Genomic DNA, 23,149 nt, shown 5'->3' on the forward strand with positions numbered 1-23,149 from the left:
ACCCCGCCCGTCCCCGCGTTGCCCCGGGCCCGCTGTTTGACCGACACTCGAGCAGGGCGCCGGCGCGTCCGCGGAGGCGACAGGATGTACGGTCTCGTCAACAAGGCGGTCGAAGATCTGGTGTGCTCCCACTACGGCGAGCACACGTGGGCGCAGATCCAGGCGCGCGCCGGGGTGCAGGCGCCGGGCTTCGTGTCGATGGAGACCTACCCCGACGAGCTGACCTACAAGCTCGTCGACGCCGCCAGCGAGGTGCTCGGAGCGCCGATCGACGTGGTGCTCGAGGCGGTCGGCGAGCACTGGATCCTGTTCACCGCGCGCCACGGCTACGGTGAGCTGCTGCCGATGTTCGGCGCGACGCTGCGCGAGTTCGTGGCCAACCTCGACAACATGCACGCGCGCGTCGGCCTCAGCTTCGCCAAGCTGCGGCCGCCGAGCTTCGTGGTCCGCGAGGCCGGGCCGCAGGCGCTCGAGCTCGAGTATCACTCGAGCCGCGAGGGGCTGGCGCCGATGGTGGTCGGCCTGCTCAAGGGCCTGGCGCGGACCTTCGCCGAGGACATCGCGGTCGAGCACGTGCACGGCCGCGAGCGCGGCGGGTTCGACCTGTTTCGCCTCGAACTCCAACCGGCGGCGGCGTGACCATGCTGCTGCTTTTTCGCGATCAATGTGAGCGGCTGTTCCCGTTCTCGATCCACCTCGACGAGGAGATGCAGATCCTCGAGCTCGGGCGGTCGCTGCGCCGGCTGATGGCGGCGGACGTGTCGGGCCGGCCGTTCGACGAGTGGTTCGTGATCGACCGGCCGGTGCTGGAGGAGCTGTCGCTGAAGGCGCTGCTGGCCCGCAAGGACTCGGTGGTGCTGCTGCAGGTCCGCGACCTCGACCTGCGCCTGCGCGGCGAGATCGTCGAGGTCGACGGCGGGGCGCTGTTCGTCGGCACGCCGTGGCTGACCGAGATGAGCCAGGTCGCCGCCGCGGGCCTGACGCTGAAGGACTTCGCGCTGCACGACCCGACCACCGAGATGCTGGTGGTGATGAGGTCGATGCAGACGGCGATCCAGGACGCCAACATCCTGGCCGACAAGCTGCGGCGGCAGGCGCAGCAGCTGCAGGCGGCGGAGCAGCTGGCGGAGCACCTGACCGCGGCCAAGAGCTCGTTCATCGCCAACCTGAGCCTCGAGCTGCGCACGCCGCTCAACGCGATCTTCGGCTACAGCGAGCTGATGCTCGACGAGCTCGGCGAGGCGACGCCGGAGGAGATGCGCGACGACCTGCAGCGGATCCAGCTGGCCGGGCAGCAGCTGCTGCGGCTGGTCGCCGACGTGCTCGACCTGTCGCGCATCGAGGCCCAGCGGGTCGAGCTGCGCGAGGACGTGTTCTCGCTGGCGACCCTGCTGCGCACGGTGCGGGGCACGGTGCTGTCGCAGCTGCGCCGCGGCGTGGCGCTCGTCTGGCCCGAAGACCAGGACGCAGCGCTGTTCGGCGACCAGGAGCGGGTGCGCCAGGTGCTGCTCAACCTGCTCGGCAACGCCTGCAAGTTCACCGAGCTCGGCGAGGTCGGGCTGGCGGTGCACCTCAAGGACGACGGCGAGGTCGAGTTCGTGGTCCACGACACCGGCATCGGCATCCGCGCCGAGCAGCAGAGCCGCGTGTTCGAGGCGTTCTACCAGGCCGACAGCTCGCTGCGGAAGCGCTTCGGCGGCTCGGGCCTGGGCCTGGCGCTGGCGCGCGGGTTCGTCGAGGCGATGGGCGGGACGATCCGCGTCGAGAGCGAGCACGAGATGGGCACCCGCTTCACCGTGAAGGTGCCGCTCGGCCGCAATCAGGGCCCGAGGCCGAGAGCCGGCAGCAAGAGCGCGCCGCACGCGATGAGCACGAAGTAACCCAGCAGGTCGAGGACGACGCCGAAGCGGACCATCGACTGGATCCGGATGAGACCCGTGCCGTAGGCGATCGCGTTCGGCGGGGTCGAGACCGGCAGGGTGAAGGCGAAGCTGGCGGCCATGGTGACGCACAGGGTGGTCGCCAGCGGGTCGATGCCGGCCGCCTGGGCGATGGCGATCAGCACCGGGACCATCATGCTGGTGGTCGCGACGTTGCTGGTGACCTCGGTCAGCCACAGCACGAGGAAGGTGCTGGTGGCGAGCAGGCCGAACGGCGAGCTGGCGAGCGGCCCGGCGACGCCGAGGAAGCCGCGCGCGATGGCCTCGGCGAGGCCGGTGTCGAACATCATGGCGCCGAGCGAGAAGCCGCCGCCCAGCAGGTAGAGCGTCGACCAGTCGAGCTTCATGGCCTTGTCCCACGGCAGCACCGCGACGCCCGGCTGCTTGCCGGCCGGGATCACGCACAGGAGGACGCCGGCGAGGGTGGCGACGACGCCCTCCTGCAGGCCGCGGTCGGCCCACTGCGCGGTCGGATGAGCGGCGCCGAGGATGACCTTGAGGATCGAGGGCAAGAGCCAGCCGAGGACCGCGAGCAGGAACACGCCGGCGGCCCGCCGCTCGCCCGTCGACATCGGCCCGAGCTTGTTCAGCTGGTCGCGGACCTCGACGGTGAGGCGGTCGAGCCGCTCGACCGGCGCAGGGAAGCGACGGTGGGCGTAGACGAGGGCGATCGCCAGGGTGGCGAGGCCGGTCGGCAAGCCGAAGCTCATCCACTGGAAGAAGTCGAGCTGGATGCCGGCCTGCCGCTCGAGGAAGTCGAGGGCGATGACGTTGGGGGCGGTGCCGATCGGGGTGGCGATGCCGCCGATCGAGCAGGCGTAGGTGAGGGTCAGCAGGGTGCCCTCGGCGTAGCGGTCGAACTTGGGCTGGTCTTCGGGCGGGGCGACGCCGCGGATCGCCGAGCACAATCCGAGCGCGACAGGGATCAACATCGCCGTGGTGGCGGTGTTGGAGATCCACATCGAGCAGGCGAACGCGCCGATGCCGATGGCCGTGCGCGCGCGAGCCGGCGAGCCGCGGACCCAGTCGCGCGCGAGCAGCCACAGCGCGGCGCGCCGGTCGAGCCCCTGCTCGCTGAGGCCGAGCGCGAGCATGAAGCCGCCGAGGAACAGGAAGATCAGCGGGCTGGCGAACGGGGCGAACGCCTTCGCCGCGGGCGTGACGTCCATCGCCACCGCCAGCGCCGGGGCGACGAGCGCCGCGGCCCCGAGCGGCACGGCCTCGCTCACCCACAACACCACTGTGGCGGCGAAGATCGCCGCCAGGCGGTGGGCTGGCGCGGGCAGGCCGGTCGGGGTGAGCAGCAGGGCGAAGAAGACCAGCGGCGCGAGCACGCGGCCGACCCGCTGGCGGGCGACGTCGAAGGTGCTGCGGGCAACCCGGTCCATGCGGCTTCAACTATTTTGGCGGAGGTACGGGATCAGCACCAGACAGGGGATGCAGGCGACCGCGGCGATCGAGAAGTACACCAGCGGTCCGTGGGCCTCGTACAGAAAGCCGCTGTAGGTGCCCGAGATGGTCTGCGCGAGCGAATAGATGGCGGTCGCGAACGCGAAGTGGGCCGCCTTGTGGTCGGGGTGGCAGCGGCTCATGATGAAGATCGTCTGGGCCGCGGTGGCGAGGCCGCCGCACAGCTGCTCGATGACGAGGATGGTGCCGACGTGCCACAGCGGCGGCGAGAGCGTGTGCGCGAGGCTCAGCGGGGCGCCGAGGCCGAGCATGACGTCGGCGGGCAGGCGAGGGGCGGCGAGCCAGAGATAGAGCGGCAGGGTGCCCGCCATGATGAGGGCGATCGGCAGCAGCGCGCGCTGCAGGCCGACGCGCGCGACCCACAGGCCGCCGAGCATGGCGCCGGCGATGCTGGCGGCGGTGCCGAAGCCGTTGAGCACGCCGCGGTCGGGGGTGGCGATGCCGAGCTCGCGGAACAGCACCTTCGACATGCCGAACATCAGCGCGTCGCCCAGCTTGAAGCTGAGGAGGAACAGCAGGACGACGAGGGCCCGCGGCTGCAGCAGGAAGCTGAAGTAAGCGCCGCGGATGTGGTCGACGCGGGCCCGCCAGTCGGCCGCTGCGTCGCCGGTCGGCCGCACCGGACGGGCGGCGTGGACCCGCGGGAGCCACACGCGGTGGGCGACCGCGAGGACGACCATGAGCAGCGCGCCGAGGCCGAAGCCGGCCAGCCAGTGGACGCGGCCGCCGAGGAACACCAGGCCGGACGAGCCGACCAGCATCGCCACGCGGAAGGCTGCCACGCGGATGCCGGTGTAGCGGGCCTGGTCGGCGCGGCCGAGCGCGGTCATGTAGTAGCCGTCGCAGGCGATGTCGTGGGTGGCGCTGAACAGGCCGATGGCGATCAGCACCAGCCAGATCACGGCCGTGCCAGAACCTGGCTCCGAGGCCATGTTGTGGGCAAGCACCGCGAGCACCGCCATCAGCACGCCGAGGCCGAACTGGGTGGCGACGATCCACTGACGCAGGGTCCCGATCAGGTCGACGATCGGGCTCCACACGAACTTGAGGCTCGAGGTGAAGTGCAGGGCCGAGGTGAAGCCGACCTCTCGCGCGGGCAGGCCGGCGGCGGTGAAGAACTCGGCGGCGACCTGGTGGAGGATCGACCACGGCATGCCCTCGCCGAAGTAGGTCGAGGCGGTCCAGGCGACGGTGCCGGCGCGACGCCCCGGCGGCTGCTCCGGCCCGGAGGGCCCCGAGGACGGGTCGGGCGGTGCAGCGGCGGTGCTCAAGCGGCTCGCCCGGTCATACCGGGAGGCGCGCGCGCGGCCAAGTTTTCCAAGCAGCGGCGAGGCGGGCGCCCGGCCAGGCCGAGGGGATGGAGTGATTCGTGCCGAGCGGGCGAGGCTCCTCCGGCGCCCGGGCCGCCGGGTCGCGAGACCAGCACAGCGTGGGGCGTGGGGGCCGGAGAGAGCGTGCCGAGAACGGCGAGCTGCGGGCAGACGTCGAGCAGCGCGGTTGCCGAGAACGGCAATGGTCGGCAACCGTCGACCTGTGCTTTTGCCGAGAGCGGCCAGACTCGGCGATCAGGCTCGGCGACCAGCCTCCCCGAGCCTTGGCGAGCAGGCTCAGCGAGCAGGCTCGGCGACCAGGCTCAGCGAGCAAGCTCGGCGAGCAGGCTCGGCGACCAGGCTCGGCGAGCAGTCTCGGCGAGCAGCCTCCCCGGGCCTTGGCGGCCAGGCCGCTCGGCGGGCACCCGGCAGCCGGCGCTCCGAGCGTCGAGCCTGGCGCCTCCCTTGCCGATCGCGGCTACGGCCAGTTGATGCCCCAGACCTGGCGCAGCTCGGTCGGGATGTGGAACGGCAGGCGCTGGCCGCCGCGGTTGGCCAGCAGGAGGGCCTGGACGAAGGCGCGGCTGAGCAGGGCGGCGGCGTGCTGCATGGTCTCGGAGCGGTCGCCGAGGCGGTCGCCGAAGCGGCCGAACAGCCGCCAGAGGTCGATGAGCGGCGAGCGCTCGCGGGTGGCGGGGACGGCGAGGAGGTCGGCGACGCGGTCGCCGACGAACCAGCGCACGCACTCGGCCGGCACCCCGTCGAAGGCGGTGCCCGGGGCCAGGTACTCCATCATCTCGAGCAGCGAGCGGGTGAGCGCCTGGCCTTCGGGACAGGCGGCGAAGTGGCGCTCGCCGATGCGGTCGGCGACGGCGCGGCCCTCGGCGTAGTCGCGCGGGAGCAGCTCCTGCTGCAGGCCCATGACCGCGCCGACCACGTTCCACGTGTGCATGTAGGCGTCGACCTCGGCGTCGGCGAGCTCGACGCCGAGGCGCTGCAGGCCGTCGAGGGTGGCGACCGAGAAGCTCATCAGCGTGCCGAGCATGTCCTCTTGATTGATCGGCAGGCCGAACGCCGGGTCCCAGCCGGAGTCGCGGCGGATCAGGTGGCGGATCGTCGCGTGCATCAGCCGTACCTTCTGCGCCGAGCGCAGGCCGGCGCCGCGGTCGCTGCTCGGGTCGAGGCCGCCGGGCGCCATGACGTCGACCACAAGCTGGGCGGTCTCGACGATCCGTCGGTGCGGGTTCGACTGCAGCCGGCCGGTGCGGACCAGCACCTGCGCGCCCTTGGCGGCGGCGTAGCAGATCGGCAGCGAGTAGGTGTTGAGCAGGAGGATGATCAGCGGGCCGTAGCGGTGGAACACGCGCTGGCCGAGCTCGATGCGCGCGCCGTCGGCCCAGCTCGGCAGGCCGGTGGCGAGGAAGTACGCGCGCGCGCCGGCCGGCAGCGAGGTCGCCGGCACGTCGTTGTTCTCGACGAGGTCGCGCATCAGCATGTTGATCGCGCGCACGACGTCGTCGCCGCGCGCGAACAGGTCGAGGATCACGTCGTCGGCCTCGGAGTCACCGCACGTGCGCAAGTGGTCGAGCTGCTCGTCGGACCAGCGGAGGTCGCTCATGCTGCGACGGTAAGAGCCGCCGGCGCCGCCTGTCCACGGCAGAAGGCGCGAGCCCGCGCTCTCGATATGCCCCAAGAGACATGTAGCGATGTCGCGCCTGGGCTCGCGAACGACCGTTCGCGCTCGATATGCGCCGGTTGACCGGCGATTCCTCTCCTATACAATGTCGCGGCGATGGGTGGCCGGCGGGCGACGAAGCAGGTGAGTGATATTGCGGCGCGCATCATGGACGAGTGCACGGCGTATCGCTTGCGCATCCTGAACCGCGCCATCAGCAAGCTCTACGACGACGCGCTGCGCCCGTTCGAGCTGCGGATCGCTCAGCTCAACACGCTGGTCGTGGTGATGCAGACGCAGGGGCTGACGCCGAACGAGCTGTCGCAGCGCATGCACATGGACGCGTCGACCGTCAGTCGCAACGTCGAGCGCATGTGCAACAGCGGCTGGCTCAAGCTGGCCGACATCGACGACGCGCGCTCGCACGAGATCCAGATCACCGAGAAGGGGATGAAGCTCATCGCCGACGTCGCGCCGGCGTGGGAGGCAGCCCAGCGCGACGCCGAAGAATTGCTCGGGGTCTCGATCGGCAAGGCCATCGCCCGCGGGGCCAACCGCCTCGGCGGCGAGTGACGGGCGGTCGACCGCCGTTCAGTGGGCTCGCGGTCGTTCGCCTGTGACCGCGCAGCATGCGCGAATTGCCGGTGGGGTGTCCAGAACCCGCTCCGACCGTTCCCTGCAGGTCCGATCGCGGGTGGGTTGTAAGTCTCGCGCGAGTTCTGCATCCTGAGGGTCCTTTCGGTGACTACGGCTGTCCTCCTGCTCGCTCTGGTTCAGGCGCCCGCCCCCGCGCCATCGGGTCCGACCCCCGAGCACGGGCCATTTTTCGCGCCGGAGGCGGCGACTGAGTCGCACTTCGCGAGCGGTCCGCCACCGACCGCGCCGCCGCGCTTCTCGGTCGGCAAGGGGGCGTTCTGCTTCGTCGAGGACGCGAAGTGCAGCTCGGCCCTGATCGCGAGCGTCGACGTCGGCATCGGCATCAACGGGATCGCCGGCGACCGCGGCGTCGACCTGCCGTACGCCCACTACAACTTCCGCGGCGGCTTCACGGTCCGCCCGCTGCAGCTGGCCCGCAAGCGCTGGAACCCGTGGTCGGTCGGCGTGATCGCCAGCTGGTCGCGCGGCACCGGCGTGATGGCCAACACCGGCTCGGTGGTCGACGCGCCCGACGAAGTGGTGCAGACGACCCCGCACACCTCCTCGTATCGCTTCGGCCTGGTCAACCAGCTGTGGCTGAGCCAGAAGCGCAACGCGTTCCACGTCGACCTCACCGTCGGCCTGGTCCGCTCGTCGGTGCTCACCTACGTCGGCTGGTACAACGGCACGCACATCGAGGTCGCGGCCGGATGGGGCGGCTGGGGCGGGTTCTTCGTCAGCGGTGACTTCCTCGACGGCGACTCGCGGGTGGTCACGGGCTTCCGCGCCCACGCCATCCCCGCGCTGCCGGCGATCGGCCTCGTCTTGCTCGGCCTGCTGGCCGGAGGAGCGATGCAATGAGCGCGCTCCTCCTGTCCATGTCCCTCGCGCTCGCGCAGCCGTCGGTGCAGACGCCGACGAGCGCGCCGCCGCCGGTGCAGACGCCGTCCTCGACGAAGACGACGGCGACGTCGACCTCGACGTCGCCCGCCGGGACGACGACCACGACGACGACGTCGACCGCGCCGTCGGGGACGACGGCCGCGGACTCGTCGGCGCCGTCGGTGCAGTCGCCGAAGTCGGGCAACTTGCCGGCGTGGGACCCGAGCGCGACCGGGGCCGTCCCCGCGGCGCCCGTCGAGCCGCCGGTGCCGGTGCCCGTGGCCGAGACCCCCGCCGCACCGCCCGCCGACGCCGCGTCGTCGCCGGTAGAGAAGGCAGGGCCGCCCTTCTACACCGAGTCCGACATGCAGCAGCTGCGCACGCGGCACGGGCTCGAGGCGACTGCGCCGACCAGCGAACGCAAGTCGCGCTGGCGCTGCCTGATCGCCGACCCGACCTGCGGCCTCGTGGTCGAGGTCCAGGCGACGTCCGGCTACGCGTACCGCGTGCGCCAGGGCGACGTGACCTCGCCCGGCGACCTCTACCGCTGGAGCTCGGCCCGCGTGCAGTACGACGTGTGGGTCAGCATCCCGACGCTGGTCGAGTCGCGCGGGTCGTTCAAGTACACGCGCGTGTCGCTCGGCCCCAAGGGCGGCATCATCGCCAGCGACAGCAAGGACGTCTGGGGCAACGTCGGCTTCGCCGGCCGCTACTGGTTCAAGCGGACCCGCTGGTCGCCGACGATCGAGTTTTCGAGCGGCCTGGCGTTCAAGGTCGCGGGCATCCAGAAGCCCGACGGGCGGTTCGACAACGTGCGCAGCCCGATCGGCTTCGTCGCCGACGTCGGCATCGGCCTCGGCGGCTTCGGGGCGATCGTGCTCGGCGGCCAGTTCGACAGCCCGCTCGCGCGCGAGGACGTGCCCGAGAGGGCGCGCACGCCGGCGGCCGGCATGTTCTACATCGGCTTCCGCGGCAACATCCTGTGGGGCGCGCCGGCGGTGTTCGGCGTGGCCACCCACGCGGCGGCCCTGCGCGGCGTCAACGCGCCCTGAGCGCCGCGCGCTCGTGAGCGGCCGGCGGGCGTCCGCATCGGCGTCGTACGATCGGCTGTAATCTCGAGGCCGTTCGCGCGGCTCACCGGTCCGAGCGCATGACCCCCGGCAGTCACCTCCGGCCGGTGCCCTCCCTCCCGGGCCCGACCTCTCCCGCCGCTCCGCCGCAGCGGGCGAGCACCGAACAGCTGGTCCAGCGGGCCAAGGCCGGAGAGATGAGCGCGTGGTCGCGGCTCTACCAGGACCACTACGAGCGGGTCTATCGCCACGTCCGCGCGCTCACCGGCGACGCCGGCCTCAGCGAGGAGCTGGTCCAGGAGACGTTCGTCCAGGCGCTGCTGAAGATCGGCGGCTTCGACGGCCGCTCGCAGCTGTCGACCTGGCTGCACGGGGTGGCGATCAACGTCGTGCGCAATCACTGGCGATCGCAGCGCAGCACCGCCAAGGCGCACGCGCGGCTCGAGGTGATGAAGTCGCTCGACGCCGGCACGCAACCACCCGACGGGGCGCTGCACCAGCGCCAGCGCGTGCGGGCGCTGTATGCCGCGCTCGAGCTGCTGCCCGACCACCTGCGCGTCGCCTTCGTCCTGCGCGACCTCGAGGGCCTCAGCCCCGAGGACGCCGCCGAGCAGCTCGGGATCTCGAGCGGCAACCTGGCCGTGCGGGCCAGCCGGGCGCGCCAGCGGATCCGCAAACAACTGGCGGAGTGGGGCGTGCTGCCGCCGCAGGAGGAGGAGACGTCGTGAAGGACCTCGACGCCCTCGTCGACGCCGCCGCGACCGACCTGGCCGAGGCGATGCGCCGCGACCTGCTGGCGCCCGACTTCGCCGCGGTGGTCGCCGAGGCGCACGCGCGCGACCCGAAGCGCGTGCCGGCTGCCGCGCTGGTCGAGGTGCGCGGGCTGGCCCCGGTGGCCCAGCTGCGCGGCGACGCGAGCGGGCGGGTGCCGCCGCGCGAGCAGGCCGAATTCGCGGCGCTGCTGGCAGCGGCGCGCGCGGAGATCGATCACGACTGCGCGAGGGTCCGGGCCGCCGGGCCGCCGCCGGTACCTGTCCCCGGGGCCAGGCGATCGGCGACGCGGCCGTGGATGTGGCTGGCGGCGGCGGCGGCGATCGGCGCGCTGGCGTTCGGCGCTCGCCCGCTGCTGACGCGCGGATCGATGGGGCCCGACACGGCCAACCAGGCGCCGTTTCACGACCAGGCGGACGCGCCGCGGCACGAGGTCGCCCCGGCGCCCGCGCCGACGCGGGTCGAGCGGGCGCGGCCGGTCGCGCGCGAGGCCGAGGTCGCGCCGGTGATCGCACCCGAGGTCGCGCCCGCGCCCGAAGCATTTTCCGAGGATGTCCCGAAGGGCATGCCTGAAAAGGCAGGTTTGAAAGGACAGCTCGAGAAGAGCCCGGCGCGGCCGCGGGGCGAGTCGCTGGTGGAGCGGCTGCGGCGGCTCGACGGCGAGGCCGAGGCGAAGTGGGAGGCGGGCGACCTGGCCGGGGCCGAGGCGCTGTACCGGCAGATCGCCGGGCTGGCGCCGGGCTCGCGCGCGGCCGACCTGGCGTACGGCGACCTGTTCTCGCTGGCCCGCCAGCGCCACGGCGGCGACCAGGAGGTCGCGCTGTGGCGCGAGTACCTGCAGGCGTTCCCGCGCGGGCGCTACGCCGACGACGCGCGCGCAGGCCTGTGTCGTCGCGCCGACGAGGCCCTGCGCGCGGCCTGCTGGCGCGACTACGTGGCCGACTTCCCCAACGGAGTGCACCGGCACCAGGCAGCGCGCGTGCTCGAGGGTGAACCGTGAGGCGCAGCGCGACAGGAGCGGCGCCGGGCGGGGTGGTGCTCGGATGGTTGGCGCTCGTGGCGTGTCGGCCCGTGCTCTACGATTTCTACGACAGCGCGGGCGTGCCCGACCCGGCCACCGATACTGTCCCGACGACCATGTCCTCGGAGACAGACAGTACAGTGACCGACGCGCCGCCGCCGAGCCCGACGGAGACGTGCTTCGACGGCGTGGTCAGCGGGACCGAGACCGACGTCGACTGCGGAGGTCCGGCGTGTCCGGCGTGCGAGCCGTGGCAGAAGTGCGCGGGGCCGTGGGACTGCGTCACGAACCTGTGCATCGACAACCTGTGCGGCGTGCCGCAGCAGTGTCGGGTCGCGGAAGACTGCCCGGCGGAGGTTTGCCGCCAGCCGCTGTGCGAGAAGGAGCAGTGCGTCTACGCCGAGCTGAACGGCGACAAGTGCGACGACGGCGATCCGTGCACCGACGGCGACCTCTGCCTCGAAGGTCAATGTACGGGGGCGCTGCGGGACTGCAGCGGGTACGGCGGCGTATGTCAGCAGGGGTTCTGCAACCCGGCCTCCGGCAAGTGCGCGGTCGAGTTCCTCGACGGCGAGCCGTGCGACGACGGGCTCTCGTGCACCCTCGGGGACTTCTGCGCCCAGGGGCAGTGCCTCGGCAAGCAGGGGCCGGTGATCCTGTTCGACTTCAACGATCCGGGGCTGTGGCAGTTCGACCCGCCGTGGATGATCGGCCCGGCGCTCCCCTCGGCCTGCGACGCCAACGGCTTCGAGGACCCGCCCGAGGATCACTCGCCCGACGGCGAGAACATGCTCGCGGGCGCGGCGATCGGCGGCTGCTTGCCGGGCGATCCGCTGCCGGCGGACGCGTGCTTGACCAGCCCGGAGTTAGGCCTGCCGCCGGAGGTCCAGCCGTCGATCCTGATGTACTGGAGCCGGCTGTCGGCGGTGAAGCTGCCGCTCCAGCAGCCGTCGAGCGCGCGCGTCGAGGTGTGGAGCGGCAAGGCCTGGACCGTCGTGTTCGAGACCCTCAACGAGCCGTTCGAGGAGCCCGAGTGGGCGCCGCACATGATCGACATCACGCCTCTCCTCAATCCGGAGCTGAGGGTCAGGTTCTGTCATCACCACCCCGAGCCCGGGCTGCCGCCGGCAGCGGGCTGGAGCGTGGACGACGTGTACATCGGGCCGCCGGAGTGTCAGCCGCCGTGATCACAAAATAGTAAGAGGGGGCTGTAATCGCGGCACCGCTCGCGCCACTCACCCGCCGAACGCATCGCAAAAGAAGGACGTTGAAATGAAGACATTCCCCTTGCTGCGCCGACTCGGCTTCCTGTTCTCGTGCTCGACCTTCGCCGTGCTGGTCCCCACCGGCTGCGACGTGAAGGTCGACGTGGAGGAGGGCGGCGGCGAGGACGACGAGCCGGCGCCCGGCGACTGCAAGGAGCAGTACATCGTGTGCCTCGACCAGGGTCACACCGCCGACGAGTGCGCGCCGCTGCTCGAGGGCTGCGAGCCGGCGCCCGTGCCGAACGACTGCGAGGCGCAGCTGCACGTGTGCCTCGAGGCGGGCATCGATCCGGAGAAGTGCAAGCTCGAGTTCGAGCAGTGCCTGCCGACGCAACCACCGCCGCCGGTCGATTGCCAGATCGAGGTGGCGGAGTGCCTGAAGCAGGGCCAGCCGCCGGAGGTGTGCGAGCAGCTGTGCCCGCCGCACCCGTGCCCGCCGCCGCCTCCGGACGACTGCAAGCATCAGTTCGAGATCTGCCTCGAGCAGGGGATCGATCCGGCGAAGTGCGAGGAGGAGCTGCAGCAGTGCATCGGCCAGCCGCCGGCGCCGGTCGACGAGTGCAAGCTGCAGTTCGAGATCTGCCTCGAGCAGGGGATCGATCCGGCGAAGTGCGAGGTCGAGCTGCAGGTGTGCATCGGCCAGCCGCCGCCGCCCGAGGACTGCTGGCTGCAGTGCGAGCAGCAGGGCCAGCCGCCCGAGGTGTGCAAGCAGCTGTGCGAGCCGCAGCCGCCCGACGACTGCAAGTGGCAATTCCAGCAGTGCCTCGAGCAGGGCATCGACCCGGACGAGTGCGAGGCGCAGCTGCAGGAGTGCTGGAACCCGCCGGCGCCGGTCGACGACTGCAAGTGGCAATTCCAGCAGTGCCTCGAGCAGGGCGTGGACCCGGCCGAGTGCGAGGGGGCGCTGCAGGAGTGCATCGGCGAGCCGCCGCCGGCGCCCGACTGCGAGTGGCAATTCCAGGCGTGCCTCGAGAAGGGCATCGACCCCGCGGAGTGCGAGGCGCAATTGCAGCAGTGCTGGGACCCGCCGGCGCCGGTCGACGACTGCAAGTGGCAATTCCAGCAGTGCCTCGAGCAGGGCGTGGACCCGGCCGAGTGCGAGGGGGCGCTGCAGGAGTGCCTGAACCAGCCGCCGCCGCCGCCGCCGGACGACTGCAAGCAGCAGTTCGAGGCGTGCCTCGAGCAGGGCGGGGACCCGGCCGAGTGCGAGGCGCAGCTGCACGAGTGCCTCGGCCCGCCGCCGCCGCCGAGCGACTGCGACCTCGAGCTCGAGCTGTGCCTGCAGCAAGGCGTCGAGCCCGAGGTGTGCAAGACGAAGTGGGCCGAGTGCATCGGCCAGCCGAATCCGCCCGCGCCCGACGAGTGCTTCGCCGTCCACATGTCGTGCCTCGAGCAGGGGTACGAGCCCGCGCTGTGCGACGAGAAGCTCGCCGCCTGCCTCGGCCAGCCCTGAGCCCTCGCCGGTTCGGCCTCGGCGGGCTATATAGCGGCTCGCCGTGCTCTTCACCCCCCTGCTCGCGCTCGCGCTGACGAGCCCAGCCGCCGCGCCGACCGGTGCGGCGGAGCGCGACGTCGGCAGGTCGGCAGACGCGAGCAAGGGCGGGATGCCTGACGCGCAGGGCAACGCGAGCGGGGCATCGCCGAGCGCGAGCAAGGGCGGAGCACCCGATGCGAACAAGGGCGCGAGCGGGGCATCGCCGGACGACGCGAGCAAGGGCGGAGCACCCGACGCGAACAAGAGCGGGACATCGCCGGACGACGCGAGCAAGGGCGGAGCGCCCGACGCGAACAAGAGCAGGACATCGCCGGCGGACGTGAACAGGAGCGCGAGCGTCCCGCCGTCGCCGAGCATGACTTCGCCGGACTCGTCGGCGGCCGGATCGAGCTCGACGGACGCGAGCTCGAGCCCTGCGCCGGCGCCCACCATCCGCGGGGCGATGGTGCGCGTCGAGGGGGTCGAATTCACCGACCTCGAGCGCGCGTTGCGGGTGCGCTTGCCGTCGCTGGCGCTGGCCCGACAGGGCGAGGAGCTGCCGCCGGGGGACGGTCTGCGCGCGTTCGTCGACCTGCGCCGGACCACGCCGACGCAGGTCCAGGTGGCGCTGATCCTGTCCGACGGGCGGGCCTACTTCCGCGTCGTCGACACCGAGGACGAGCCGCCGGCGCGCCCGGTCGCGGCCGCGCTGGCGCTGCTGATCGCGGCCATCGAGGACGATTCGGTCGCCCCCGACCAACGCGACGTGCCGGTGCCGCCGGCGATCGCGGTGCCGCCGCCGCCGCCGGTTCAGGCGCCTGTCCCGGAGAACACGGTCGAAAGGACATGTCCGGAGGTGCAGCCGTGTCCGCGGCCGTCGGCGCCCGCGCCGCCGCCTCCGCCCGCGTTCGAGCTCGGCCTGGTGCGCTACGACGGGGCCTCGTTCGGGCTCGACCGGCCGCTGGCCGGCGTGCGCGGGGCGATGTTCGGGCTCGGCCTCGACCTGCGCTGGCGTCGGGGGGCGATCGCGGCGGTCGAGCTGCGCGCGACGGTGGCCCCGGTCGACCGCCACACGCTCGCGCGCGTGCGCGTGGCGGCAGGGGCCGGCTTCGGCGTGCGGGTGCGGGCGTTCGAGCTGCCGATCGTCGGCCTCGTCGGGCTCGAGTGGTGGGGCCTGCCCGGCAGCGACGCGACAGTCGCCCGCGCCGGGGCGCGGCCGCTGATCGGCGGGGGGCTGCGGCTGTCGCCCGGCTTCTGGCTGCGTCTGCCCGCGGTGGCGGTGCGCGCCGGGGCGCGCGCGGAGCTGTGGGCCTCGGGCGAACCCGGCCCGGACGGCCCGCGCAAGCCGCTGCTGGCCCGCCCCGGTGAATCGCCGCTCGCAGCCGTGGGCGGGCTCGAGCTGAACCTCGGGCTGGAGATCTCGGTGTGGTTCGACCCGGGACGGCGCAAGCGAGCAGGCGCGAGAGGACGGGGGCGGTGAGGCGCGGCGGATCGATATGTCCGAGAGGACATGTGCCTGAACGCCAGGGCTCGGCGACCGCGGTGGAAGAATGAGGCTCGCGGTCGGCAGCCGCCGGGTGAAGCCGCGGTGGGCCTACCCGCGGGCCGTAGTAATATGTATGAAGAGACAGGTCGCGAGGCGAGGCTTGCGACGGCCGTGAAGGGCCTCGGAGGGGCTCCGTGCGCGGCCTTAGGGACATGGACGAAGAGACAGGGATCGAGACGATGCTCGCCGCAGCGGTGAAGCGGTCGTGACAGGCCCGCTCGCGGCGGCGGTGACATGTGCAAAAAGACAGGGATCGAGGCGAGGCTCGCGGCGGCCGTGAAGCGGCCCCGGTGAGGGCCGCCCCGCGGCGTTGGCATGTCCGAAGGGACAGCCTCAGGCGACGCGGTGGCCGGGCTCGGCGTGCCAGCGGTAGCCGACGCCGCGGACGGTCTCGATCATGGTCGCGTGCTCGCCGAGCTTGGTCCGCAGGTTCTTGATGTGGACGTCGATCATGTTGGTGCCGGGGTCGTACGCGGTCTCCCACACGTTCTGCAGCAGCTCGAGGCGGGACACCACGCGGCCGGCCTCGCGCGCGAGGTAGCCGAGCAGCATGAACTCGCGGTGGGTGAGGTCGAGGTCGATGCCGGCGAAGGTGACGGTGCGGTCCTGGCGATCGATGCGCAGCTGGCCGACCTCGAGGAAGCGGTCGCGCTGGCCGCGGCGGCCGAGGGCGCGCACGCGGGCCAGCAGCTCGCTGAGGTCGAACGGCTTCGGCAAGAAATCGTCGGCGCCGGCGTCGAGGCCGGAGACGCGGTCGCAAAACTCGCTGCGGGCGGTGAGCATCAGGATCGGCACGGACTTGCCGGCGGTCCGCAGGGCGCGGCACACGTGCAGGCCGTCGAGCGAGGGCAGCATCCAGTCGAGGATCACGAGGTTGTACTCGATGTTGCGCGCCTGCGAGACCGCGACCGCGCCGTCGTCGACGAGGTCGACGACGTAGCCCTCCTCCGAGAGCGCGCGGGAGAGGAAGCTGGCGAGCTTGCGGTTGTCCTCGACGACGAGGATCTTGGCCGAAGGGGATGGCGAGTGTGCCGGCATGTGCGTGGCCCGTGCGGTGAATGGGTGGAGGAGCGAGAGTGGCGCGCGCTCAGGCGACGCCGAGCGAGTCGAGCACGCCGTGGATGAAGGCCAGCGGGTGCGGCGGACAACCGGGCAGGAACAGGTCGGGCGCGTGCTCGCGGAAGAAGCCGCGCGCGTCGGCGAGGTCGTGGTGCGGGCCGCCGCCGATCGCACACGCGCCGACGGCGACCAGCACCTTGGGGCCGGCGATCGCGGCCCAGGTGCGGCGCAGGCGGGCGTCGTCGTCGTCGTCGACGAGCGGGCCGGAGACGACCAGGCCGTCGGCGTCGCGCGCCTCGTCGACCCAGTCGATGCCCCAGCGGCCCATGTCGAAGTGACCGTCGGCGCAGGCCCGCAGCTCGCGGTCGCAGCCGTCGCAGCCGCCGAGGACGAGGCGGTGGAGCTTGAGCGAGCGGCCGTAGAGGCGGCGAAACGCGGCCGAGGCGGCAGTAGGGGTCGGCGCGCGGCGCTCGGGCCCGATCACGAGGCCGCTGCGCGTGCCGCTGGCCAGGCGGTGCTCGGAGCTGAAGCGAACCTTGCCTTCGGGACAGGCGGCCACGCACTCGCGGCAGAACACGCAGCGCCCGAGGTCGAGCGCGATCGCTGCGCCGGTCCGCGCCAGGGCTCCGCCGGGACAGACCGGGAGGCAGGCGCCGCAGCCGGGCGGGCACTCTCTGTCCTGAAGGACAGGTAGACCGCAGAAGCCGGCGGCCTCGGCGGCGCGCAGGTCGGGCAGGGCGCGCCGCGAGAGCGGGCGGAGGTTGCGGAGGGTGGTCAGCACGCGCGGCCTCCGTGGGCGCGCGAGGGCGGTGATGTCACGGCGGGCGAGCACGCTCCGCGCGTGCGCGGGAGATCGCGGAAAGGGATCAGCACGCGGCCTCCGTGGGCGAGCGAGGGTGGTGATTTCACGGCGGGCGAGCAGGCTCCGGACGTGCGTCTGAAGCCGCGGGAAGGGGTCAGCACGCGCGGCCTCCGTGGGCGAGCGAGGGTGATTTCACGGCGGGCGAGCAGGCTCCGGACGTGCGTCTGAAGCCGCGGGAAGGGGTCAGCACGCGCGGCCTCGGTGGGCGAGCGAGGGTGATTTCACGGCGGGCGAGCACGCTCTGGACGTGCGCGGGAGGCCGCGGGAAGGGGTCAGCACGCGCGGCCTCCGTGGGCGAGCGAGGGTGATTTCACGGCGAGCGAGCACGCTCCGGACGCGCGGCCCACGGGGGCCAGCGAGGGGGGCGCGCGAGGAGACGGCCTGCTGCTTCGACCTACGGATCGCCCGCGATGATCCGGTGACCGCGCTTCGAGGACATGTTTTATAAAACATGTGTGAAGGGGAATGTCCTTCGAGGCATGTCCTATAAACCATGTCGTCAGGCGGCCGAGAGGGCTCGAGCAGAGGCTGGGTCGCGAGCGAGGTGGTTGCGCGGCGGGCGAGCGGCCTGCGCTCGTGGCCGCGCGGCGGGCTCAGCACGCGGCGCCTCCGTGGAGGAGCGAGAGGTCGAGGCTGTGGCCGCACAGCGGCACGTCCGCGAGCGAGCCGCCGCGCACTGCGGCGGCCAGGGCCTCCCAGGCGAACATCGCGGGGTCCTGGGCGCGGTAGTCGAGCAGGCGGCCGGCGGCGTCGGTCTCGAGCAGGTGGACGATCGGCCCGCGCGCGCCCTCGACGGCGGCGATCGCCAGGTGACGCGGCGCGAGCGAGGGGACCAGGATCGGGGGCGCGCCGGCGGCCTCGGCGACGCAGCCGAGGATCCACGCGACCGCGGCCTCGGTCTCGCGCACCCGCAGGGAGGCGCGGGCGAGGCAGTCGCCGTCGTACTCGACGAACACGTCGACCGCGTGGCGGCGGTAGAGGCGGCCGGGGAGGTCGCGGCGGAGGTCGTGCGGCAGGCCGCTGGCGCGCGCGGCCGGGCCGACGAGGCCGAGCTGGGCGGCGTCGCGACCGCCGAGGAAGCCGACGCCGTCGAGCCGGGCCTGGACCGAGCGGGCGCCCATCATCATCGCGCTGGCGCGGGCGAAGGCGTCGCGGAAGCCGTTCAGGGTGGCGCGCACGTCGGCGAGCCGGGCGGCGCCGAAAGGCTCGCGCACGCCGCCGGGGCGCACGTGCGCGTGGCCGTGGCGGCTGCCGCACAGGCGCATGAGGAGGTCGCGGATGGTCGCCTGCAGGCGGTCGAGCTCGGCCGCGCCGGCGCCGAAGCCGATCGCGCGGGCGACGGCGGCGAGGCCGACGAGGTGGCCGGCGATCCGCTCGAGCTCGAGGCCGACGCCGCGGTGCACGCTGCAGGCGAGGTCGAGCGTGACGCCGGCGAGGCCCTCGACCGCCATCGCGTGGGCCCAGGCGCGGGCGATGCTGCCCTCGCCGCGCAAGGTCTCGACCAGCGCGGGCAGCTGCACGAGCGGTCGCGTGCACAGCACCGCCTCGACGTCGCGGCCCGCGAGCGCGCGCACCTCGACGGCGCGGATCTGGTCGCCGCGGCAGTGCAGGCGCAGCGGGCCGTGATCGACGAGGCCGCCGAAGCCGACGTCGCGGTCGCTCGGGCTCTGGTCCTTGCCGGCGGGCCAGAACCACATGTCGCGCGGATCGAGCTGGTCCTCGGCGCGCCGCGGCGAGGAGGCGGCGAGCTGGAGGCCGTATGTCCTTTCGAGCAGGTTCTCGTGGGCGCCGAGCGGGCCGCGCAGGGCGGGCAACGGCCGCTGGTGGCCGGCGCGCCCGCGCATCACCGCGAGGCCGCGCGGGCGCACCAGGGCGGCGGTGAGGACGACGCCGCGGTGGTCGTCGCGGCGGCCGTGATAGACCAGGACGCGCGCGCCCGCGGCGGTCTCGCGCGCGAGGGCGGCGACGAAGGTCTCGCCGGGCAGCTCGGGCAGGTCGTCGAGGGCGGCGACGAGGAGCGGCCCCGGCCCGCCGTCGTCGTCGCCGGGCGCGGCGGGGACCGAGCGCGACGACACCAGCCGCAAGAACGAGCGACCGCCGGGGTCCTCCGGCTCCGGCGGGGCGGCGAATCGCGGTACGGTCATTCGGCCCCCCGGAGGTGCAGGACGACGCCGAGGCCCTCGCACAGGGCGGCGCCGCCGAAGTAGAGCGCGTGGGCGGCGGGGCGCGGGCGGGCGACCCGGGCCGCGACTCCACCGACCGCAGCGGCGAGCGCGAGCACGGCGACGAGGTGAATGGCGGCCGAAGGCCCGCCGCGCGCGAGCGGCTGGACGAGGGCGACGAACAGGCCGGACAGGGCGACGGCGACGACGCCGTCGAGCCAGCGCACGAGGCCGCGGTCGAGCGCGTCGGTGCGGCGCTCGGCGACGACGACGGGCCGCAGGGCCAGGAGCGCCGCGGCGGCGCAGACGAGGCCGATGAAACAGCGCGGGCTGGCGACGAGCTCGGCGAGGCCGACCTGCGAGCCGGCGAGCACCGCGGCGACGACGGTGAGGAGCTGCAGCGGCGAGCTGCGCGGCGCGTCGGGGCTGCGCAGCGAATGGTGGTAGAGGGCGAGGAGGCCGGCGAACACCGCGAGGTCGCCGTGGAACGCGAACGGCGACCACGGGCCGATGACCGGCGCGAGGGCGCCGAGGCCGAGCGCGGCGAGGACCGCCAGGAGCCCGCGCGGCCGCGTCGCCGAGCGCGCCGCGCCCTTGCGAAGCGCCCGCAGGAGGTCGCGCGCGGGCTGCAGCAGGCGGACGCCCGCGCGCCCGCTCAGCGCGGCCTCGACCTGGGCCGCCACGCCGAGGTAGACGAGCGGCAACAGCAGGACCCCGGCCACCTGCAACATTGCGACGCCCCACGGCGCGCCCGCCACCGGAGCGGCGGTGATTGGTGATAGGAGTGTCGACAATGAGCCCTCCACGGCGCCGCGCGACCCGACGCCTCGACCGATGGACTCGACGCAATCAAGGTAGGAGCGGGGGCGGGTAGGGTCGAGTTAAGTGCGGTTCACCGGTTCGCGGCGAATGAGCGGCGGCGCCAGATGAACTCGCGCTCATCGTCGTGGTGGGCTGGAATATGTCCGAAGGGACATGTCATTTCGTCGCGCCGGTGAATGTGACAGCGCGGCGCCCCTCGGGGCCGGTCGCGGCGCGGATGGCGGCGGCTTCACGGCCTAGGCCGAGCCGAGCGCGAGCAGGAGCGCCCAGACGCGGCCTGGCGCGGGAAACGGGCTGAACTATTGGGGAAAATATTGTCTGGAAAACACAATCTTGAATGATGCTGGCTTAAGGAGAGCCGGGGTCCGGGCGGCTCGGACGCTGTTCATACTTGGCGCGCGAGGGGCGCGGGAGGCGACCTGGAGGTGCGAGAGCGCGCCTGGGAGATCTCCATGACCGTCGGTCATGTGCGCGGTCGGCGGAGGGAGACCGCCGGTGCCGGCCAGCGGCCGATGCTGCGGTCGGGCCGCCAGGTCGCCGATCGAGGATGGCCTGGAGCGAGGGAGCGAGCCGATGCGGTGGTGACGTTCGGGTTGTTCGCTCCGCGGAACGGACGCGGCGCCGGGAATCATGGGAGTCGGAGAGCAGACAGATCTGTGATTCGAAGCCGGACGCGGCGAATGGGGAGACTGGCCAAAGGGCGAACACGAGGCGGCTGCGTGCCGCGGACATCTTGGGTCGCATGGACAGGACGAAGACAAGAGGGCGTCCGGCGCCGGGCGACCTCTCGAGCTACTTAGACTTGGACAGGAAATGGAATGACAGCAGGGCTCGGCCGGAGCTCGGCGAGCCTACGCCTCGATCTCCCACGGCAGCTCCCACGCGTAGACGATGGCCAGGGCCTCCGCGTCCTCTCGTGGGACCTCCATGAGATACTCGCCCTCGGGGAGGTCGGCCACGTCGCCCGCAGAGAGCAGAGCCTGCTCGCCGGCGATCGTGAGGGTGCATCCGCCCGACAGGACGTAGGCCCGGCAGCTCCTGCTGAATCCGTGGATCCGCTCTCCTGGCAGGTAGTCGTGGCGGCTGATGCGATGGCGATTCGCGGGGAGGTGCAGGCGGCGAATGCCGTCTTCGGTCCGCGGACCATCCTCGGCGACGTCCCATTGCTTCCGGAGCGAGAGCTGCGACATGAACGATCCGCGGAGGCGAGGCGACGAGCGCTGTCCCCGACACGGGCGAGCAGGGCTCGCGTTCAGCGCCGGGTCCGGCGGCGGCGGCCGAGCGCGAGCAGGAGCAGCGCCAGGCCGCCGGCGGGGCCGCTCTGCTGCCGGCAACCGCAGCCGTCGTCGCCGCCGGTCTGGCCGCTGGTGGTCGCGCTGTCGGTCGCGTCGGCGGTGGTGCTGGTGGGAGTGGCGCCGGTGCTCTCGGTCCCGCTGCTGCTGCCTGCAGTGGCGCTGGTGGTCGGCGCGTCGCCGGTGCCGTCGCTGGTGCCGTCGCTCGAGTCGCTGGTCTCGGCCTCCTGGACCAGGCCGGTGGCCGGGACCGAGGCTGTCCATTCGGCCAGGACCAATGGGTCAGGGTCGACGGGGAACAGCGCCTGGGCGTCGGCCCCGGCGCTGTTGGTGTGGTTCTCGCTGGCGAGGAACTCGAGGTACGTCGGGGTGTTGATGACGTAGAGGAGGCGGACGCGGAGGTCGAGGACGTCGGGCTCGCCGGGCGTGACGTCGAGGACGCCCTGCGGGCCGAAGGTGTAGACGACCTCGTCCCAGTTCGGCCAGGTCTCGTCGGGGAGCAAGGCGTAGCGGTCGCCGACGGGATCGGTCTCGAGGCCGGCCTGGAGGCCTTTCGGGGGGATCCGGCTGTCCACCTGCCAGTAGTCGTTGAGCAGGAGGTGGTTGGTGGCGCCCGTCTGCTGGTGGACCGCGATCGCCTCGTAGGTGCGCTGCTGCGCGTCGCCCTCGAGGCCCTCGCCGGCGATCCACCGGCCCGAGGCGTAGACGACCTCGCTCATGTACGTGGCGGTGACCTCGAGCCACATGACGCGGCCCTCGGAATAACCGGTCGGCAGCTTGTGGCCGGTGTTGTTGGTGACCTTGACGCCCCAGGCGTCGATGCCCGCCTGCAGGTCGATCTCCGCCGGCGCGGTGACCTCGAGCGTGGCCGCGGCGCCGAGCGAGAGGTCGATGCCCGCGAGCGCGAGGTCGAAGTAAGCGTCCTCGATGTCGCCGCTGCCCTCGCTGCCGTAGAGCGACTTCAAGATCTCGACCATGCGCCGGTTGGCACCCGCGAGGTCGTGTCGGCGACCGCCGGTGGGGTGGAAGGTGCCCTGGCCGTTGAACTCGGCGCAGCCGGCGACGTTGTCGACCGCCGGCATGTGGCAGTCCTGACACGACTTGAAGTCGAGGCCCTGGGCCGCGTAGGCGCTGGCGAGCCACTCGCTATAGGTCCGCTGCTCGTTGAACTTGGCGCCGACCGGCTGGCCCCGGGCGTCGAGGCGGTCGCGCCCGGTGGTGACGTCGTGGCAGGTGCCGCAGTGCTCGGACCGACCGAGCAGGTCGCCGACGACCCAGCTGTGCATCGGCTTGTCGCCGCCGTCGTACGACCACGGGCCCTGCTTCGGCACGTCGCCGGCGTCGCCGACCATGTCGTCGATGGTGTAGTGGGCGTCGCCCGGCGGCGTCATGCCGTCGTCGATCATGCGGTGACAGGTGTCGCAGTCGACGCCCGAGAGGTCGTCGGGCTCGAGGTCGTCGATCGCGGTGGCGCCGTCGCGGCCGGCGACGAAGGCCCGCGGGGCGTGGCAGCGGACGCAGCTGTCGGTCTCGCCCGGCATGTCCTGGGCGGCGATCGCCACGCCGGCCCAGAAGACCGGATCGCGGGCGGCGTTGGCCATCATGCCGCCGGCCCAGGCGATCGGCGAGACGTTGGGCTCGCCGGCGTGGTCGGGCGGGTTGGCGAAGGCGTGGCACTCGCGGCAGTCTTCCGCCTTCTCGAGCGGGTTCTGCAAGCTGCCCGGCTCGGTCGCGGCGCTCGCACGGCCGGAGATCGAGGTCGCGAGGGCGAGAGAAGCCGTGAGCCACGCACCGCGAGAGAAGGCCGTCATGGCGGGCATCCTATCGCGGCGAGCCGGGCCGGCGCATGCGCACGTTCGTGCGGATGGGCGCGCAACTGCGGCCACGGGCCG

Annotated in this window: 19 protein-coding genes; 10 read left to right on the forward strand and 9 right to left on the reverse strand. The window is 72.7% G+C overall.

Annotated features, from left to right (window positions below; translation table 11 throughout):
- The first annotated feature begins 84 nt into the window (after positions 1–84).
- Both O0S08_RS49795 and O0S08_RS49800 read left to right on the forward strand, forming a co-directional pair.
- Positions 85–639, forward strand: a complete 555-nt coding sequence (locus O0S08_RS49795; RefSeq protein ID WP_269036616.1) for a heme NO-binding domain-containing protein — start codon at positions 85–87, stop codon at positions 637–639.
- A 2-nt stretch (positions 640–641) separates the two neighbouring features.
- Positions 642–1,880: a sensor histidine kinase gene (locus tag O0S08_RS49800; protein ID WP_269036617.1), complete on the forward strand. Its 1,239-nt coding sequence runs from the start codon at positions 642–644 to the stop codon at positions 1,878–1,880.
- Here O0S08_RS49800 and O0S08_RS49805 read toward each other — a convergent pair.
- From O0S08_RS49805 to O0S08_RS49815, 3 genes are all read right to left on the reverse strand, one after another.
- Positions 1,820–3,328, reverse strand: coding sequence for an SLC13 family permease (locus O0S08_RS49805; RefSeq protein ID WP_269036618.1), 1,509 nt, complete (start codon positions 3,326–3,328; stop codon positions 1,820–1,822). The two genes, O0S08_RS49800 and O0S08_RS49805, sit on opposite strands and share 61 nt — an antisense overlap.
- A 6-nt stretch (positions 3,329–3,334) precedes the next feature.
- A complete protein-coding gene (locus tag O0S08_RS49810) occupies positions 3,335–4,681 on the reverse strand; it encodes an MFS transporter (protein WP_269036619.1) in 1,347 nt (448 codons plus the stop codon).
- A 517-nt stretch (positions 4,682–5,198) separates the two neighbouring features.
- Positions 5,199–6,338, reverse strand: a complete 1,140-nt coding sequence (locus tag O0S08_RS49815) for an oxygenase MpaB family protein (protein WP_269036620.1) — start codon at positions 6,336–6,338, stop codon at positions 5,199–5,201.
- A 225-nt stretch (positions 6,339–6,563) separates the two neighbouring features.
- Between O0S08_RS49815 and O0S08_RS49820 the strand changes: the two genes are divergently transcribed.
- The 8 genes from O0S08_RS49820 (at position 6,564) to O0S08_RS49855 (ending at position 14,994) form a co-directional block, all read left to right on the forward strand.
- Positions 6,564–6,968 carry a MarR family winged helix-turn-helix transcriptional regulator gene (locus O0S08_RS49820; protein ID WP_269036621.1) on the forward strand — a complete coding sequence of 135 codons (405 nt, stop codon included), beginning with the start codon at positions 6,564–6,566 and terminating at the stop codon, positions 6,966–6,968.
- 168 nt (positions 6,969–7,136) lie between these two features.
- Positions 7,137–7,892 (forward strand): hypothetical protein, encoded by a 756-nt coding sequence (locus O0S08_RS49825; RefSeq protein ID WP_269036622.1) that lies wholly within the window; start codon positions 7,137–7,139, stop codon positions 7,890–7,892.
- Complete coding sequence (locus O0S08_RS49830) at positions 7,889–8,965, forward strand: hypothetical protein (RefSeq protein WP_269036623.1); 1,077 nt, start codon at positions 7,889–7,891, stop codon at positions 8,963–8,965. The genes O0S08_RS49825 and O0S08_RS49830 overlap by 4 nt, the downstream gene beginning before the upstream one ends.
- A 125-nt stretch (positions 8,966–9,090) precedes the next feature.
- Positions 9,091–9,711 carry an RNA polymerase sigma factor gene (locus tag O0S08_RS49835; protein WP_269036624.1) on the forward strand — a complete coding sequence of 207 codons (621 nt, stop codon included), beginning with the start codon at positions 9,091–9,093 and terminating at the stop codon, positions 9,709–9,711.
- Positions 9,708–10,754, forward strand: a complete 1,047-nt coding sequence (locus tag O0S08_RS49840) for a tetratricopeptide repeat protein (protein WP_269036625.1) — start codon at positions 9,708–9,710, stop codon at positions 10,752–10,754. Before O0S08_RS49835 ends, O0S08_RS49840 begins: the two co-directional genes overlap by 4 nt.
- Complete coding sequence (locus O0S08_RS49845; RefSeq protein WP_269036626.1) at positions 10,751–11,962, forward strand: hypothetical protein; 1,212 nt, start codon at positions 10,751–10,753, stop codon at positions 11,960–11,962. Before O0S08_RS49840 ends, O0S08_RS49845 begins: the two co-directional genes overlap by 4 nt.
- Before the next feature lie 85 nt (positions 11,963–12,047).
- Positions 12,048–13,493, forward strand: a complete 1,446-nt coding sequence (locus O0S08_RS49850; RefSeq protein ID WP_269036627.1) for a hypothetical protein — start codon at positions 12,048–12,050, stop codon at positions 13,491–13,493.
- A 43-nt stretch (positions 13,494–13,536) separates the two neighbouring features.
- Positions 13,537–14,994, forward strand: a complete 1,458-nt coding sequence (locus O0S08_RS49855) for a hypothetical protein (RefSeq protein ID WP_269036628.1) — start codon at positions 13,537–13,539, stop codon at positions 14,992–14,994.
- A gap of 399 nt (positions 14,995–15,393) precedes the next feature.
- Here the strand turns inward: O0S08_RS49855 and O0S08_RS49860 are convergent, their stop codons facing one another.
- The 6 genes from O0S08_RS49860 to O0S08_RS49885 all read right to left on the reverse strand — a co-directional run bounded on the left by O0S08_RS49860 (position 15,394) and on the right by O0S08_RS49885 (position 23,068).
- Positions 15,394–16,098, reverse strand: a complete 705-nt coding sequence (locus O0S08_RS49860) for a response regulator transcription factor (RefSeq protein ID WP_269036629.1) — start codon at positions 16,096–16,098, stop codon at positions 15,394–15,396.
- A 49-nt stretch (positions 16,099–16,147) separates the two neighbouring features.
- Positions 16,148–16,900, reverse strand: coding sequence for an NADH-quinone oxidoreductase subunit B family protein (locus O0S08_RS49865; protein ID WP_269036630.1), 753 nt, complete (start codon positions 16,898–16,900; stop codon positions 16,148–16,150).
- 674 nt (positions 16,901–17,574) lie between these two features.
- Positions 17,575–19,125, reverse strand: a complete 1,551-nt coding sequence (locus O0S08_RS49870; RefSeq protein WP_269036631.1) for an NADH-quinone oxidoreductase subunit D-related protein — start codon at positions 19,123–19,125, stop codon at positions 17,575–17,577.
- Positions 19,122–19,874, reverse strand: a complete 753-nt coding sequence (locus O0S08_RS49875; RefSeq protein WP_269036632.1) for a hypothetical protein — start codon at positions 19,872–19,874, stop codon at positions 19,122–19,124. Before O0S08_RS49875 ends, O0S08_RS49870 begins: the two co-directional genes overlap by 4 nt.
- Before the next feature lie 942 nt (positions 19,875–20,816).
- Complete coding sequence (locus O0S08_RS49880) at positions 20,817–21,155, reverse strand: cupin domain-containing protein (protein WP_269036633.1); 339 nt, start codon at positions 21,153–21,155, stop codon at positions 20,817–20,819.
- 62 nt (positions 21,156–21,217) lie between these two features.
- On the reverse strand, positions 21,218–23,068 hold the full coding sequence (locus O0S08_RS49885; protein WP_269036634.1) for a multiheme c-type cytochrome: 1,851 nt from the start codon (positions 23,066–23,068) through the stop codon (positions 21,218–21,220).
- Positions 23,069–23,149: the final 81 nt, after the last annotated feature.

The organism is Nannocystis punicea (assembly GCF_026965555.1).
Lineage (GTDB): Bacteria > Myxococcota_A > Polyangia > Nannocystales > Nannocystaceae > Nannocystis > Nannocystis punicea.